Origin of the sequence: Paremcibacter congregatus (genome assembly GCF_006385135.1) — a bacterium.
In the GTDB taxonomy this organism is placed as follows: Bacteria; Pseudomonadota; Alphaproteobacteria; order Sphingomonadales; family Emcibacteraceae; genus Paremcibacter; species Paremcibacter congregatus.
This window is the reverse complement of record NZ_CP041025.1, coordinates 1,690,047-1,705,544: the sequence shown is the minus strand read 5'-3', so window position 1 is coordinate 1,705,544 and position 15,498 is coordinate 1,690,047. Positions and strand designations below refer to the sequence as shown.

14 protein-coding genes and 1 pseudogene are annotated in these 15,498 nt (G+C 48.9%); 6 read left to right on the top strand and 9 right to left on the bottom strand.

Annotated elements, in window-relative coordinates; translation table 11 throughout:
- Positions 1 to 113: 113 nt before the first annotated feature.
- Positions 114 to 1,871: an ATP-binding protein gene (locus tag FIV45_RS07550; RefSeq protein ID WP_133118535.1), complete on the top strand. Its 1,758-nt coding sequence runs from the start codon at positions 114 to 116 to the stop codon at positions 1,869 to 1,871.
- Between the two features lie 9 nt (positions 1,872 to 1,880).
- Here FIV45_RS07550 and FIV45_RS07545 read toward each other — a convergent pair whose 3' ends face one another.
- The 7 genes and pseudogenes from FIV45_RS07545 to FIV45_RS07515 form a co-directional block, all read right to left on the bottom strand.
- Complete coding sequence (locus tag FIV45_RS07545) at positions 1,881 to 3,743, bottom strand: sensor histidine kinase (RefSeq protein ID WP_099471760.1); 1,863 nt, start codon at positions 3,741 to 3,743, stop codon at positions 1,881 to 1,883.
- 305 nt (positions 3,744 to 4,048) lie between these two features.
- Positions 4,049 to 4,681 carry a putative metalloprotease CJM1_0395 family protein gene (locus FIV45_RS07540; RefSeq protein ID WP_099471759.1) on the bottom strand — a complete coding sequence of 211 codons (633 nt, stop codon included), beginning with the start codon at positions 4,679 to 4,681 and terminating at the stop codon, positions 4,049 to 4,051.
- Positions 4,682 to 4,866: 185 nt separating this feature from the next.
- Positions 4,867 to 5,334 (bottom strand): periplasmic heavy metal sensor, encoded by a 468-nt coding sequence (locus FIV45_RS07535; RefSeq protein ID WP_099471758.1) that lies wholly within the window; start codon positions 5,332 to 5,334, stop codon positions 4,867 to 4,869.
- Positions 5,331 to 5,678, bottom strand: a complete 348-nt coding sequence (locus FIV45_RS07530; protein WP_099471757.1) for a hypothetical protein — start codon at positions 5,676 to 5,678, stop codon at positions 5,331 to 5,333. Before FIV45_RS07530 ends, FIV45_RS07535 begins: the two co-directional genes overlap by 4 nt.
- Positions 5,675 to 6,253 (bottom strand): annotated as a pseudogene (locus FIV45_RS07525) (RNA polymerase sigma factor); the annotation flags it as partial. The pseudogene FIV45_RS07525 and the gene FIV45_RS07530, both read right to left, overlap by 4 nt.
- A 172-nt stretch (positions 6,254 to 6,425) precedes the next feature.
- Positions 6,426 to 7,448, bottom strand: coding sequence for a 2-oxoacid:ferredoxin oxidoreductase subunit beta (locus FIV45_RS07520; protein WP_099471756.1), 1,023 nt, complete (start codon positions 7,446 to 7,448; stop codon positions 6,426 to 6,428).
- Positions 7,445 to 9,319 (bottom strand): 2-oxoacid:acceptor oxidoreductase subunit alpha, encoded by a 1,875-nt coding sequence (locus FIV45_RS07515; protein ID WP_099471755.1) that lies wholly within the window; start codon positions 9,317 to 9,319, stop codon positions 7,445 to 7,447. The genes FIV45_RS07520 and FIV45_RS07515 overlap by 4 nt, the downstream gene beginning before the upstream one ends.
- A gap of 330 nt (positions 9,320 to 9,649) precedes the next feature.
- On the opposite strand from FIV45_RS07515, the gene FIV45_RS07510 reads away from it, so the two are divergent.
- A complete protein-coding gene (locus tag FIV45_RS07510) occupies positions 9,650 to 10,993 on the top strand; it encodes an MATE family efflux transporter (protein ID WP_099471754.1) in 1,344 nt (447 codons plus the stop codon).
- Positions 10,994 to 11,026: 33 nt separating this feature from the next.
- Here FIV45_RS07510 and arsC read toward each other — a convergent pair whose 3' ends face one another.
- On the bottom strand, positions 11,027 to 11,374 hold the full coding sequence (gene arsC, locus FIV45_RS07505) for an arsenate reductase (glutaredoxin) (RefSeq protein ID WP_099471936.1): 348 nt from the start codon (positions 11,372 to 11,374) through the stop codon (positions 11,027 to 11,029).
- Positions 11,375 to 11,579: 205 nt separating this feature from the next.
- On the opposite strand from arsC, the gene FIV45_RS07500 reads away from it, so the two are divergent.
- Together FIV45_RS07500 and bfr are read left to right on the top strand one after the other, a co-directional pair.
- A complete protein-coding gene (locus tag FIV45_RS07500) occupies positions 11,580 to 11,777 on the top strand; it encodes a (2Fe-2S)-binding protein (RefSeq protein WP_099471753.1) in 198 nt (65 codons plus the stop codon).
- 106 nt (positions 11,778 to 11,883) lie between these two features.
- Positions 11,884 to 12,354 (top strand): bacterioferritin, encoded by a 471-nt coding sequence (gene bfr / locus FIV45_RS07495; RefSeq protein WP_099471752.1) that lies wholly within the window; start codon positions 11,884 to 11,886, stop codon positions 12,352 to 12,354.
- A gap of 70 nt (positions 12,355 to 12,424) precedes the next feature.
- On the opposite strand, the gene FIV45_RS07490 is transcribed toward bfr, so the two are convergent.
- The gene (locus FIV45_RS07490) at positions 12,425 to 12,874 is read right to left on the bottom strand and encodes a YbaN family protein (RefSeq protein WP_099471751.1); all 450 of its coding nucleotides are present in this window, start codon (positions 12,872 to 12,874) and stop codon (positions 12,425 to 12,427) included.
- 238 nt (positions 12,875 to 13,112) lie between these two features.
- Between FIV45_RS07490 and FIV45_RS07485 the strand changes: the two genes are divergently transcribed.
- Entirely contained in the window at positions 13,113 to 14,225 is a 1,113-nt protein-coding gene (locus FIV45_RS07485) for a saccharopine dehydrogenase (RefSeq protein ID WP_181040164.1), read from the top strand.
- Positions 14,225 to 15,406, top strand: a complete 1,182-nt coding sequence (locus FIV45_RS07480; RefSeq protein WP_099471749.1) for a saccharopine dehydrogenase family protein — start codon at positions 14,225 to 14,227, stop codon at positions 15,404 to 15,406. Before FIV45_RS07485 ends, FIV45_RS07480 begins: the two co-directional genes overlap by 1 nt.
- The last annotated feature ends 92 nt before the right edge of the window (positions 15,407 to 15,498 follow it).

Here is a 15,498-nt window from a genome sequence, read left to right as displayed (position 1 = left end):
GACTATATCTTCATACTTGTTTTTCAGGTATCATTCCCCTCACGGCATGTCGTATACGACTTGCCGATGTGAGCTGTGACCACTTCACATGGCGCATCAAAAGGGGAATTTAGGTGACGGTACAAATGGGGCCCATGACAGCGGATATTCCGCTCGAAAAGAAGATATTATCTGAACGCCTGGCGCTCATCGCCCAGCAAATAAAGATCATCCTGGTGATTGTATTGATCATATCAACACTCACGGCCTATACCCTATGGTCTACCGTCCCTCATGATATGTTGATCAATTGGTTGTTTCTGGTAAACTTTCCTTCCCTGCTGCGTATCATCCTGCTCTTTTCCCAGAAACACCACACGTATGACCTTGACCTTCTGGCATTTTTTAATGTTTTTCTTGCGGCCTGGTCGGGCACGGCCTGGGGAGCTGTCGGTTTTTTCTTTCCCCTGTATGCAGACCCGACCGTGATGCAGTTTCTCACGGTGGTTCTCTTCGGCATAACCGCGGGGTCCGTACCGGGGTTATCCTCTTTCGTTCCCTGCTATTTTGCCTTCTCCATTCCGGTAATGGGCGGCCTAGCCTTCCGGCATTTCAGCTATGGCGACGAAATCCATATCTCTGCCAGTATTTTCTGCCTGATTTTCCTGTTGATCAATATGGCTTTCAGCCTTGTGATTCAAAATTCCATGATTCAGTCCATTCGCCTGAGGTTTGAGAAAAACGAATTGATTGGAAAACTTCGACAGGAAAAGGATAAAGCCATTTCCGCCCGGGACGCCAAATCCTCTTTTCTAGCCGCCGCCAGCCATGATCTGCGCCAACCTCTGCATGCAATGGGGTTTTTTATTGAAACACTCAAGAAAGAAATCACGGATGAAGATCAGTCTCTTCTCCTGCAAAAGGTCGAACGCACCTCTGATAACCTGAGGGCACAATTGAATGATCTCCTTGATATTTCAAAGATTGACGCCGGCATATTAACACCCCACCCCACCCCCCTTTCTGTCGAAGCAATTTTTTCCGCCCTGAAGTCTGAATTCACGCCTCTGGCGCAGGAAAAGAATATCGACCTTCACATCGTTGCCCGGGACCTGATCATTAACAGTGACGCCCATATGATCGAACGCATTCTGAATAATCTGATCAGTAATGCTTTACGGTACACCAAACCCGGGGGCCGTATTCTTGTCGGCTGTCGCCGGCGGGGAAAAAACATCAGATTTGAAGTGCACGACACCGGCATCGGGATTCCGGGACATTTGATCGGCCATATTTTCGCGGAATACTATCAAATCGCCAATCCGGAACGCGACCGGAATAAAGGTCTGGGCCTTGGTCTGTCAATCGTCAAGGGCATGTGTGATCTGCTTGATCATCCAATCGAAGTTCGTTCGGAAATCAACAAAGGAACCAGTTTCTATGTATCGGCGCCCCGTTCACATAAAAGACCGTCCATCCCCGACAGTCTCAGTCAACACTTTAATCTGAAACTGGAAACGGGAAATATCATCCTGATTGATGATGAAAGGGATGCTCTCGACGCCATGTCAACCTTGCTGGAAAACTGGGGTCATACAGTTGTTCCTTTTGAGGCGGAAACCGAGGCTTTGCAGTACCTCAGTCATCATGATTTTTGCCCGGACATGATCATCACCGATTTTCGATTGCGGGAAATGCGCACCGGCGCAGAAGCGATATCCGCAATCAATAAGAAATTGAAAAAATCGGTTCCTGCCGTGATCATCACCGGCGATACCGCCAAGGATCGCATGTTGCAGGCCAGGAGAAGCGGCCATGTTTTACTGCATAAACCCATTCTACCGGCAAAACTCAGGACCGTGATCAACAATACGCTTATTAAAGCCTACTGACCAGGCCTCTCAAGTGCCGTTGACAACCTTTGGTTCATCGTGCAATACGCCTTTGGAAGACGCGGGCTGAACACAGGTTTTCGGAAAAATAAGAAAGGCCGTGGTTCCTACGCCCCAAATGCTTTCTAGTCTGAAGGACCCGCCATGCAGTTCCATAAAGGATTTCACAAGCGAAAGACCGAGCCCCGTTCCCTGATGTTCCCGTGAGTAGGTTTCATCCACCTGATTAAAGGGCGACATAACGCTTTCCAGCTTATCGGCTTCAATTCCTATGCCGGTATCAGACACGGCAATGCAAAACTGTCCGTCCTGTTCAACACCTGCGGAAATGACAATATTACCGCCATCAGGTGTAAACTTAACAGCATTTGTCAGAATATTAATCAGAACCTGGCGCACCATCCGTTCATCAACGATAATATCCGGCAAGCCGTCCGGCGTATTATTCTCAATAGATAAATGCTTTTCTTTTGCCATGACCATAACGAGTTTTAGTGAATTTGAAATCACGTCATAGGCATTAACCGCCCCCGTCGACAAAATCATACTGCCGGATTCAATTTTGGAAAGATCCAGTATATCATTAATAATATTCAATAAATGAATACCGCTGTCCCGAATATCAAACGCGTATTCCTTATATTTTTTTTCCAGATCCTTGGCCAGATAATCGCAGGTCATAATTTCAGAAAAGCCAATGATCGCATTCAACGGCGTCCGCAATTCATGGCTCATATTGGCGAGAAATTCCGATTTCGCCAAATTGGAAACCTCGGCCTGTTTACGGGCAATGACAAGTTCTTTCGTTAACCTGTTGCGGTCCTTTTCATGGGCGACCACGTTGCCAAGCTGTTCTCTTAAGACGGAGAGTTCATCATCACGTCTTCTGGGTAGCTGCACCCCTGACTTTCCTTTGACCACCTGTGCCAAGGTCTGTGAAATTTCCATAATTCTGCGAAACATGCTGATGTTCAAAACATATGAAACAATATACCAGGACAAAAAGACGCCTGTGATTGCGACAAGCAAACTAAAGGATTTCAGGCTATTGAGTTTATTGACTTCCGCATGATTATCAAAACGCACAACAATGTTCAAAAACGGAATTCCGTCATAAACCGTAATGGGAATATCCATTTGAGCTACCCCATGCGCCGTACCCGGACGAGCCTCTATCAGATGATCCAGTTTAAAATCACTGGGGAGAATGATTTCGCCCGCAAGATTTTTTACATCAATCTCAGCATCCAAATACTGTCCCATCCCCTGCAAACTGGCAAGCGGCGAGGTGATCACCATCAGATAACCATAATTCATCTCACTATTCCCCACAGGGTGCATCAAAATATGAACGGGGTTCCCCTCAGTGGTGGAAATATAATAACTTTGGGTTTGAAGCATTTGACCCGGCGACAACACTGCATGCTCTGTCATCATCCTCTGTATCGAAAGAGTACCACCATCCTTAATTTTCCGCGCACCCAATAGCTTATACTGAGAAGTTAAAGCTCTTACTTCAAGAATATCGAGGTGATCACTAAAGGATTTAGACAAACGAATTGCCTGACTGAGCTGTTGTTCAACATCAAGAGGGTCTTCAGTGACAAAAGCATTGCGGAACAACGGATCCGCCACGACTTTATCCGTGAAAAGTTTTACTTCCAGCAAATGGTGAGAAATCAACCGCTCCTGAACCAACGTCTTGATAATGCTGTATTGTTTTTTCTGCACGGCTTCATTAATAAAAGCGGAATATTTATTGATGGTATAAAAATGCACCCCAAGAAAGCTCAACCCCATGAACAACATCATCACATAAAGTAACGTCTTTAACTTCGCATTATCGAAGATATGGGAGACTTTTTTATTCATAATGAAACTCAGTTCTTCCTCTTAAGCGTTCCATATAGCAACAAAATATACAATCTTAAGGATTATCACTGAATAGCTAAAAAAGCCGCAACCAAGGCGAAATACAAACCTTGATTACTGGCTTTTCAAAAGCATAACATCATATAAATCCACAGCTTACGATCATAGAATTGTTTTTGAATATAAGGGGTAATTAATAAGGAATGATTAACCGCAAGAAAAATGCTCTTTTTTACGGCAGGAGAGAAAAACAACCCAACACCTTGAATGGAAAAATAAATCTTAAGATTGCGCCAATTTATTCTTCAACTGATAAAGTTAAGAATTCGCCCGGAGGTTGTTTCCGGACTTTGCGCCTGAGAAGATACCTGATAGGCCGCCAAACCAGAGCTATTGACACGGCCTGTTGCCACAGCTGAGCCAGAATCCTCTTCTGCCCCGTCTTCTGGGACAGCGCCCTCCTCCGGTGCTGCATTCAATTCGGCCTGGGCTTCTGCGCGGGCCGCACTGGCCTGGGCCGCGACACTGCGATCCTGTCCGGACGGTTGCGCCGGCGCCAAAGCGGCAGCGATGATCACCGACATTTTAGCGATGGTGGCGCGAGGATCCCCCGCGACAGGTGAAATATCAATTGGCACTTCACCGCCAACTGCATAGCGCTTGCCATCAGGGCCTGATTGATAGGTGAAACTCGCCGACCCGGCATATTGGCCCCCTGCATTTTTGTGGGCCTGTTCATGCGCCTTAACTTCCTGGTCCGTTTTCTTGAGCTTCTCAACGAGAATTTTTTCTTCTTCGGTTAACTCTCCCAGAGTCGCCTCAGTCGTCGGCCCTTGCTCTGCCGGCTTGTTTTTGTCGGGCGCAGCTGTAGCCTCCGCCGGCTTTTTCGCGGGCGGGGAAAAAAAATGTGGCTGGACTGCTGAAACGCCAGAAACCATCAAAACTCCTTAACCTCTTGACGTACAAAACTATTTTTACATGAAAAGAGATATAATCCGTGATTTTAGCATAAATTCGCCACCAAGTCGTTAATATTCTCTTTTCCCTTACCCCCGCCTGAAGCGAGTGATCGCGTTGTGAATCACGGCACCCCGCCCATTTTCCCCCAAGGGAAGGCTAAAGATCAGCGGTCTTTTCGTCTTTCGTGTGCTCTTTTCCCCCGTTCCTGGGTTTTCTTGCGGGCCTCAACATCCATCCCCATAATCACCCGGATCAGAACCTCATTTAGCTCCGTCTGGAACTGGTTATATCCGGCCTGCTGTTCTTGAAAAGCCCGCCGCAATGCTGCTTCATCCAACGTTTCCGCCCCAATAAGGTTCAGAATTTCTTTTTGGTTTTTAAACAGGGTCCGTTTACTGGCTTTGAACTTATCCCGGTTAAGAGCCATATAGGCCTTAATCTCCCGACGTTGTGTTTTGGGAAAATAATCCACCATCATCAGTTCGGGGCGCTTATGCTCTGATTTATGTTTGTGAAATCGGTGCAGAACCTTCGTATCGGAGGCCAGATACCCCGCAACAAAAAAATTCAACGCGAGAGAAAAGAATAAAACAACGTTCAACCACCTGATTTTTTTAAGCATATCCGTCATTTATCGCCTTCCTCATCCTCAAGAACCAGTTCTTCCGAAAGAAGAACCTGCACCTGCCCGTAAATATAGTAATTTTCATCAAGCGGGAATGCCTGCTCCTGCTGTGGCTGATTCCCGGAGGACAAGCCAAGATACAATCCAAGACATCCCGTCAGCGCCCATCCCAAGGCACGCGGCACAAGACCATCAAAAAAACGCCATAGATTAAAAAATCCTGCTTGTTCAGACCTAACGCACTCAGACTGCGGGATGCCAATGATTTTATCCATCAGCGCCCGGGATGGCTCAATATTTGTTTCCACCCGAAAAACCTCCAGATAATGATCCAGTCTCTTGTCACTCATCCTACACTCTCCTTCAGAAGATCGTCTTTTTCCGCTGCCAGAATTTCTGCCAGCCGGGTTCGGCCCCGCACCAGCAGGGATTCAACAGCTCCGACACTGACCTCCAATATATCCGCCGCTTGCCGATTGCCCAATTCCTGCAAATAACATAACGTGACAGCCATTCTCTGACGTTCCGGCAACTGGCTCAACGCGGCGGATATATGAGCCGCTTTTTGTTTGTCCCGCAGCATGTCATCCGGCAACGGCCCCTCTGATTGCACATCAAATGCCTCATCAAAATCCGATGTTGGCTTACGTTTGCGTTTCACATCGATGCATAAATTCATCACCACCCGATAGAACCAGGTCGTAAATCGGGTATTGCGGTTCATATCCCAGCGGCCTGCCGTCTTCCAGACCCGAACAAAAGCTTCCTGCATCACATCCTCGGCCTCGCTTCTGTCGCCTGTCACCCGGGTGGCGAAAGCCAGAAAAGGCTGCAGGTGCCGGTCAACCAGCATCTTGTAAGCAGTTGTATCCCCATCGCCGATGCGGATCATAAGCGGTTCATCCGGAAGATCTTCCAAGCTATCATCAGTCCTTTTGCAGGATTCTCAGGCCCTTGTCTTACGCCTTCAGGAGTTTATACGTAGGCGAGCTAAAAACCCTTCTGTCCTAGGCTAAAAATTATCGGCAAAAAAAATGCACCGTAACCCTACAGTGCATTTTCCTAAATTCAAAATGATACAAAAGCACCGCCGGCGATTATTCCACCACCCAGGTGCGGCCCGCCCGCAACAGAGCATTAAAATCAGCCTTTTTCGCCTGCCTGGCCTGATCCAGCTGATAATGCACGGATTGTTCGTAACTTTCCTTCGGATTACAGTAAATCACCCCGAGGATTACCGGGAAGTTTGGCGCTTCCAGTTCACATAACATGGAAGCCATGTGACGATTGGTTTCATCATGCACCAGGATATCATCCTCTGTGATACCATTTTCACCAAGGGTTACGACTTCAAGGGCGAATGTCTCGGTGTTAAACCGCAGACCTTTGGCGACATCCTTGCCGAACAGCATTTTCTCACCGTGCTTGACATAGAGCTGCGTATCTTTCGCGGTTTTCTTTTCCGTGAAGGCGCCGAATACATTGTCATTATAAACGATGCAATTCTGGTAAATCTCGACAAAGGATGCCCCCACATGGTCCTTCGCCCGGGCCAGGGTTACCGGCAATTCCTTCAGCCCCGTATCGATACCGCGGGCAACAAAGCGCGCACCGGCGCCCAGAGCAAACATGCAGGGTGACAATGGCGAGTCCACAGACCCCAGAGGTGTTGACGGTGTTTTCAGGCCCGGTTTGGAGGTCGGGGAATATTGCCCCTTGGTCAAACCATAAATTTCGTTATTGAACAGCATGATCTGAATATTCACATTACGCCGCAGCACATGCAGCATATGATTTCCGCCAATGCTCAACCCGTCGCCATCCCCGGTCACCAGCCAGACATCCAAATCAGGATTGGTGAGCTTGATGCCGGTGGCAAATCCCGGCGCCCGGCCGTGAATGGTATGAAAACCATAGGTAGAGACATAATAGGGAAACCGTGAAGAACAGCCAATACCAGAGACAAAGACGGTATTTTCCGGGCGAGAACCCGTTTGCGCCAACGCCATCTGTACCCCTTTCAGGATCGCATAGTCCCCGCATCCCGGGCACCAGCGAACTTCCTGATCGGTTTCAAAATCCTTCGGGCTCATTTTTTTTACATCAACCTGTTGGTTCATTTGCTTTCTCCCAGGTTTTCGTGAATGACGGCGGTAATCTCTGAAATCTTGAACGGCTGACCGGAGACTTTCGACAACAATTGTGTATCCAGAAGATACTGACTGCGCAGCAATGTATTCAACTGCCCCACATTCATTTCGGCAACAATCACCTTGTCATAGGATTTTAACAGCTCTTCCAGGTTACGCGGCAGAGGCCAGATATTGCGCAGATGAATATGCGACACATCCAGACCCTCTTCCCGCGCCCGTTTGACCCCCTGATGAATGGCGCCGTAAGTCGATCCCCATCCGACGATGGCGAGTTTCCCGCCCGCCGCCCCTTGAGCGACTTCCTGAAGAGGAATGTCATTGGCGATATTGTCAATCTTGGCTTTGCGTACATCGGTCATCTTTTGATGGTTGTCCGCATCATAGGAAATATGGCCGCTGTTATAGTCTTTCTCGATTCCGCCGATGCGATGCATCAGATCCGGCGTACCCGGCTTCGCCCAGGCCCGGGCCAGCGTTTCCGGGTCACGCAGGAACGGATGGAAACCTTCCGGGTCCGTATGGAACTTGGCCGGGAAAGGCTCATAATCATTGATATCCGGAATTTTCCAGGGTTCTGACGCATTGGCGATATACCCATCGGACAGGATCATCACCGGGGTCATGTATTTGGTTGCCAGGCGTACGGCTTCTATACCGACCTCAAACCCGTCTGTGGAATTGGACACGGACAGGACCACAAGTGGCGCATCGCCATTGCGTCCCCAGACCGCCTGATAAAGATCAGACTGCTCAGTTTTTGTTGGCAGACCGGTCGATGGTCCGGCACGCTGAATATCAACCACGATTAACGGCAGTTCCGTGCTAATGGCAAGACCCAGCGCTTCTGTCTTCAGGGCAATCCCCGGACCTGAACTTGTGGTCAGCCCCAGACCGCCGGCAAAAGACGCACCAATGGCGCCACAAATCGCGGCAATTTCATCTTCTGCCTGGAAGGTGATCACACCAAATTCTTTCAGGCCGGACAGGCTATGTAATAAAGGCGACGCCGGAGTGATGGGATAAGACCCCAACACCAGTTGCAATTCCGCCAACTGACTGCCCGCCAGAATACCCCAGGTCAGAGACTGGTTGCCGTTCACGGTGCGATAAAGCCCCGCTTCTTCCTTGTATTTATTGATCTGGTAACGACGCAGGTTGGACGCCATTTCAGCGGTTTCACCAAACGCATGACCGGCATTGAGCGCTGCCACATTGGCTTCTGCCAGTTCGGGTTTCCTGGCGAATTTTTCATTCATCCAGTCAATAATAGGTTGACGTTTACGCCCGAACATCCACAGCAACAGACCCAAGGTCCACATATTCTTACACCGTAGGGAATCCTTGTTCCCCAGGCCGAATTCTTTCACCGCTTCGACAGTCATTTTGGTGATATCAAGCCGCTTCACCTCGAAGTGCGACAGACTTTCATCATCCAGGGGATTACTGGCATAACCGGCTTTCTTGAGGTTCTTGTCGTTAAACGCCCCTTCATCAAGGATAATCAGCCCGCCTTCACGCAGGTTGGACATATTGACCTTCAAAGCCGCCGGGTTCATCGCCACCAAGACATCCGGCTCATCTCCGGCTGTCGAAACTTCGACCGAACCAAAGTTGATCTGGAACGCCGATACACCGAACGTGGTGCCAACAGGGGCGCGGATTTCAGCGGGAAAATCCGGAAATGTCGACAGGTCACTGCCTTCCAGCGCCGTCGCCACAGAAAACTGGGTGCCGGTTAACTGCATCCCGTCACCGGAATCACCGGCGAAACGAACAACAACTGAATCCAGTTCCTGAACCTCATTACCTATTGCTTTCGCAGAAGTTAGCCCAGTCATCCTTAATCCTCAACATTAATATAATTTCAACTTCAATCTTATTTCTTATATAGACTACAGCCCATAACACAAGAACAAGTGTACTGTAGTGTAGTATAATTTTATATACAACAAAATTGTGTTTTTATTTTTAATACTACATTATTAATGTGTAGTATTTCGATTAATCCTTGCGTATCTTTAAGTTTTTTTACATCTTCATGCAAGTTAATATGGTCATCTTTCCCAATTATCCAATAGTCATATTTTACTCAATTCGTATTTTACACAACATAACAGAAGAATAAACTTTCCTTTTGCAGAAATTTTCCTGCTCTATAGTATGTCGCCATGCAACAAAACACCTATTCACGCCAGATGTGGCATATCGCTGTCCCGGCCATCATCACCAATATATCCGTCCCCCTGTTGGGGTTGGTCGACACCTTTATTATGGGCCATCTGCCGGACCCGCGTTATCTCGGGGCTATTGCGCTCGGGGCGATGATGATCAGCATCCTGTTCAACAGTGTTAATTTCCTCCGCATGGCCACTACTGGCCTCACCGCCCAGGCCCACGGCAGGGAAGACAAGACCGGCATTCCCCGTCTTTATTTGCGGGCAGCCCTGCTCGCGCTGGGGATTGGCGCCCTGTTTATTCTGATCCAATGGCCGCTTGCGCAAGCCATTTTCTCGATCAGCAAGGCCAGCTCAGATATTGAAGCCCTCGCCGCACAATATTTTACCATTCGTATCTGGGGCGCGCCTTTCGCCTTGCTCAATTTTGCCGCCGTCGGATGGCTGCTGGGACTACATAAGGCCAAAGAGGCTTTATGGGTACAACTGCTGCTCAATGTCAGTAATATTTGCTTCAACATTCTGTTTGTTTACGGCATGGGGATGGATGTGGAAGGTGTAGCGCTGGGGACAGTGCTGGCTGAATTCATCGCCGGCCTGTTTGCCCTGTATCTGATTTCCCGCCATTGCAGGCGCAGTTACAGCATTAGTTTATGGGGCGCCGGGGCCCGGGAAGACTTGTTCGATAAAGTGGCTTTCATGAAACTGTTTGCCCTTAACAGAGATATTTTTCTCCGCACCGCCTGTCTGACGGGCTCTATGGCGGCCTTCACCCTGCTCGGCGCCGGCATGGGCAAGCAGATCCTCGCCGCCAATGCTTTGCTGATGAATATTCAGATGATCACCTCATACGGGCTTGACGGTTTCGCCCAGGCGGCAGAAGTACTGGTCGGCAAGGAAGTTGGCCGTAAATCCCGATCCGGCTTAAGAACAGTGGTCATCGTGTCCAGCAAATGGGCTCTGGTCACCGCCGCCGTCTTCAGTTTGGTTTATTTTCTTTTCGGCAATCAGATCATCAACGCCCTGACCAATCTGCCGGACGTGCGCGCGACGGCGGAGATTTACCTGATATGGGTGATTGTCCTGCCGCTGATATCCATCTGGTGCTTCCAGTTCGACGGCATCTTCATTGGCGCGACAGCCGGCAAATACATGCGGAACGGCATGGTGACTTCTACGTTGCTTTATGCCTTGTCGCTGTATTTTTTGCTGCCGGTATGGGGCAATCACGGACTGTGGTTCAGCTATAGCTTCTTTTTGCTGATGCGCGGCGTGACATTGGCTCTGCACTATCCCAAAATAGAAGCCGCCGCAGGGCATCCCGTGGCAGCTTCTTAAATCTACAGATCCAGCTCAGGATCAAAATTTATCCTAGATAATCTTGAGAACATCTTCCGGCGGTCGCCCAATGGCGGCTTTGTCATTCGCCAGAACAATCGGCCGTTCGATCAGACGCGGGAATTTGACCATGGCGTCTATCAATTGCGCCCGACTCAGATTCTCGTCAGCAAGATTATTCTCGCTATATTCCTTTTCCTTGCGCCGCATAAGGTCCCGGGGTTCAATATCCAGCAACGTTAAGATTTCGTCCAGTTTCGCCGCTGAAGGGACATCTTCAAGATATTTGACAACTTTCGGACTGACGCCCTGTTCTTCCAGAAGCGCCAGAGTTTGGCGGGATTTGCTGCATTTCGGATTATGATAAATGGTCACAGACATAAATAACTTCCTCTTGAAAAAATCACCTTCCTGGATGAAGGTTTGCGTATAGACACCATATTTAAGCATATCCCCCACATTATCAACTGGCTAAACTTCATTATTTTAACGACTTCATAAAATCTTAATGAGAAGCATTCTTATTATTGTTGACAATAGTTATCATTAACATTATAAAAAACACATCAGATATGGAGATGCCCCGATGATTATTTGTGTATGTAATGCTTTAAATGAAACAACTGTACGTCAAGCGGCCCAGAAAGTGGGCGGCAAAACCTCCATATTGAAAATTTATGAAAGTCTGGATGCCAAACCCAAATGCGGTAAATGCCTGTGCATGGCGCGCGATATATGTAATCAGGAAATGTCCGGCGCAGACCTGGCATCCATCCCTGCCTAATATTAATAAACATTATTAATATTATATACTTAACCCCTTCCCTTCATTGACTTTATACCCTGTGAAGTATATTGTTCTCTCCTATTAAATCATCAGGAGCAGTGCCATGAAGGGCGACAAAAAAGTCATCGAATATCTCAATAAAATACTCAAGAATGAACTGACCGCCATCAACCAGTATTTCCTGCACAGCCGCATCTGCGGTGATTGGGGACTAAAGAAGCTCGAAAAACATGAGTATGATGAGTCGATTGACGAAATGAAGCATGCCGATGAAGTCATTAAACGCGTATTGTTTCTCGAAGGTTTGCCCAATCTTCAGGACCTCGGCAAATTACGCATCGGTGAAAATGTCCGTGAAATCCTACAGGGAGACATGGATCTGGAACTTGACGCTCTGAAAGATCTGCGCGAAGGCATCGCCCACTGCGAATCCTGCCGCGATTATGTCTCTCGTGATCTTATGGCCGAAATTCTTGAAGAAGAAGAAGAGCATGTGGACTGGCTGGAAACCAATCTGGCCCTGATCGACAGAATTGGTGAACAAAACTACCTGCAATCACAAATGGATAGCTAAATCCAATCCCTTTGCACGTATCTTGAAACCTCTTTGGGCAGATGCAGGTAGAATCCTCGTCTGCCCTTTTTTAAGAACGGCCCTCTTCCGGTTCCTGTATGATACCGTCTTCCGACACGCCTGCTTCCGGCGGTTCTGGCCGCGTAGTGAGAAACAAAGCCACAAGCGTCAAAATGATCGCTTGGGACATCAGCGCATACGTTGGAATATCAAAGAACCCATAAGAAACCAAAAAGACAACCACCATAGACAAAACCGCCAGCACCTTGTTCTTGCGACTGATGGCGCGATGGTCCTGCCATTGACGGATTGGCCTGCCAAATTGCGGGTGATCAAGCAACCAGACATGCAGTTTTTCTGAACTGCGGCTAAAGCAAAAAACCGCCAGTAAAAGAAACGGTGTCGTCGGCAATAAGGGTAATGGAATTCCGATCAACCCCAACGCCAGTGCAATACCCCCGAGAGTGAGCCAAAAGGCTTTTTTGCTGGCCCCATATGCCCGTTTGGCATTTTTGATCATATAATATTATCCTGATATAAGTCTGCGGTCCCCAACATGCCCTCTCTGTGGCATCATTGCAAAGAAAAACGGCCTCTCTATTCGGGAAATCCCTGCGGTGACATTTTGCCCATACTGTCGCGAAGTTTTCGGCATTTTGACGGATTTTTATGCATTTTGCTGGCTTTTGACCGACAAAAACAAGGTGTAAACTTACCTTCATAGTGAGAATATAAACATAAAATATAGGGATGCCATGATGAATGATACCATATGGTTACGGGCTGAAAGCCGCACGACAGAGCGCCGGACCCCTCTTCTGCCGCAAGGCGCCATTGAACTTATCAGCGACGGTTATAACGTCGTCGTCGAAAAGTCCGGGAAACGCATCATTCCTGATCAGGCCTATCTTGATGCGGGCTGTCAGATGGTCGACGGCGGAACCTGGACCGCTGCGCCAAAGGAAGCGATTATCCTCGGCCTGAAAGAACTGCCGTCAAAACCGGATAAGCTGAAAAATACCCATATTTATTTCGCCCATGCCTATAAAGAGCAGACCGGCTGGCAGGATACGATTTCCCGCTTCACCACAGGGGGCGGAGATCTGCTCGATATTGAATATATGGTCTCTGAGGATAACCGACGGGTAGTTGCCTTTGGGTATTTCGCTGGTTACATGGGGGCAGCTCTCGCCCTGATCCATTGGCATAACAAACAGTCTGGCGCGCCGCGTTACCTAGACAAGGGCCTTACACCATTTGACAACGCCACCCTGTTGCGGGAAACGATTTCTACGGCCAAGACGTCGGGCAAGGATCCAAAAGTTCTGATTATCGGGGCGCATGGACGTTGCGGCAAAGGCGCTATCGAAATCTTGGAAGAACACGGCGCCCACGTCACATGCTGGGGCCGCGCCCAAACTGAGAACATTGACCGGGCGGCCCTGCTTGATCATGATATCCTGATCAATTGCGCCTTTATTCTCGGTGATGTCCCGGCATTCCTGCGTAAGGAAGATCTCCGCACAGAATCGCGTCTGTCGGTCGTTGCCGATGTTTCCTGTGATCCGTTCAGCGCCTATAATCCGATCCCGCTTTATCATGACACTACCACCTGGGACCAGCCTTACATCACCGTGGAAGGATCAAATAAGACCACAACAGTCGATATTATCGCCATTGATAACCTGCCCTCACTGCTACCCAGGGAAGCCAGCGAGGAATTCGCCGGTCTTCTTCTACCCCACCTTAAAAACTTGAAAATAAGAGATAAGGACCCTGTTTGGCAGGCAGCAGCCCACAGTTTCTCCAAAGCCGTTTCAAAACTTGAAGCAGAGCAACGCCCTTCCCTTAAACAACAGGAAACAGCCTAATGTCAGAAAATACATCTCAGCCAACCGCCGCTGTTCACTGGATCGGGGCCGGGTTATCTTCCGGCCCGGGTATTATGGCCCTGGCCCGTCAAGGCGTCAGGCTGACCGTATGGGATATGACATCTGACCGGGCTGAAATGCTGAACAGCCATCTGGACCCAACCAGTCGTTTCGAGATTGGGTTGCTTGATCTTAACGATGCGGCGCGTCTGGACCACTTCAGTTCAGCTTTGTCCAAAGGTGACATTATCATCTCCATGCTGCCGGCCGCCTTCCATGTACAGGTGGCCAAGCTTGCCCTCGCCCACGATTGCCATATGGTGACATCCAGCTATTTGTCCGACGACATGCTGGCGCTACAGGACGAAGCCTGCGCCAAAGGCCTCAGCATTGTCAATGAAGTGGGGCTAGACCCCGGAATAGATCATCTTTTTACACATATTCTGGTGGATGCAGCGAGAACGGCAGGTGTTCTTGATCAGGGACACGCCATAGATTTCATTTCATATTGTGGCGGAATTCCTGTTGAAAATACTCCCTTTACCTATAAATTCAGCTGGACACCTCTTGGCGTCATGACGGCATTAAAAAATCCGGCCCGTATGATCAAGAACGGCGCCCCTCATAACATCGCCCGGGCCTGGGAAGAGGTAACCAGCCTTGATCTCGACGGTGAAACATTCGAGGTTTATGCCAACCGCAACAGCCTGCCCTATGTTGATGAATATGGTCTGGGGAATGAAAAAAACCTTCGTACCTTCGTACGCGGGACCCTGCGCCTCAATGGCTGGAAAAACGCCTGGAAGGATATTTTCACAACTGTCGAGCATGCCGATCTGGATGAACTGAAAAACCTGTCAGACACATTATGGCGCGACCATCCCTACAAAAAAGGCGAACAGGACAGGGTCGTCCTGCATGTGGCCTTGACCGCCACTCCGAACGATGGCGGTGCCCCCTGGCATGGGTCCCTGTCGCTGGATCATGCCGGTGCCGACCTCAATTCCGCCATGGCCACTTGTGTATCTCTCACGGTGGCGCAGGCGGTCATGGCCGTTGCCGAAGGACGTCTTGCCCCCGGCGTCCAACCGAGCCCCCATGATGTCGGCGAGGCAAAACGCTGGCTGCAGGCCTTAAGCAGCCAAGGGTTGCCCATCAAAAGCGATAATGTCAGCCTATAACTTCAGACCCCGTTTACTGCCTTAAAGACGTCCCTGAACCGGGGCGTCTTTTTGTATTTTCGCCCTTTCCCTCCGCCGTAATAAAATATACC

Bases quoted from the DNA above. Each gene is read 5' to 3' on its own strand.
- FIV45_RS07545 (WP_099471760.1), bottom strand. From the start codon at position 3,743: ATGAATAAAAAAGTCTCCCATATCTTCGATAATGCGAAGTTAAAGACG.
- FIV45_RS07540 (WP_099471759.1), bottom strand. From the start codon at position 4,681: ATGGTTTCTGGCGTTTCAGCAGTCCAGCCACATTTTTTTTCCCCGCCC.
- FIV45_RS07535 (WP_099471758.1), bottom strand. From the start codon at position 5,334: ATGACGGATATGCTTAAAAAAATCAGGTGGTTGAACGTTGTTTTATTC.
- FIV45_RS07530 (WP_099471757.1), bottom strand. From the start codon at position 5,678: ATGAGTGACAAGAGACTGGATCATTATCTGGAGGTTTTTCGGGTGGAA.
- FIV45_RS07520 (WP_099471756.1), bottom strand. From the start codon at position 7,448: ATGAACCAACAGGTTGATGTAAAAAAAATGAGCCCGAAGGATTTTGAA.
- FIV45_RS07515 (WP_099471755.1), bottom strand. From the start codon at position 9,319: ATGACTGGGCTAACTTCTGCGAAAGCAATAGGTAATGAGGTTCAGGAA.
- FIV45_RS07510 (WP_099471754.1), top strand. From the start codon at position 9,650: ATGCAACAAAACACCTATTCACGCCAGATGTGGCATATCGCTGTCCCG.
- arsC (WP_099471936.1), bottom strand. From the start codon at position 11,374: ATGTCTGTGACCATTTATCATAATCCGAAATGCAGCAAATCCCGCCAA.
- FIV45_RS07500 (WP_099471753.1), top strand. From the start codon at position 11,580: ATGATTATTTGTGTATGTAATGCTTTAAATGAAACAACTGTACGTCAA.
- bfr (WP_099471752.1), top strand. From the start codon at position 11,884: ATGAAGGGCGACAAAAAAGTCATCGAATATCTCAATAAAATACTCAAG.
- FIV45_RS07490 (WP_099471751.1), bottom strand. From the start codon at position 12,874: ATGATCAAAAATGCCAAACGGGCATATGGGGCCAGCAAAAAAGCCTTT.
- FIV45_RS07485 (WP_181040164.1), top strand. From the start codon at position 13,113: ATGAATGATACCATATGGTTACGGGCTGAAAGCCGCACGACAGAGCGC.
- FIV45_RS07480 (WP_099471749.1), top strand. From the start codon at position 14,225: ATGTCAGAAAATACATCTCAGCCAACCGCCGCTGTTCACTGGATCGGG.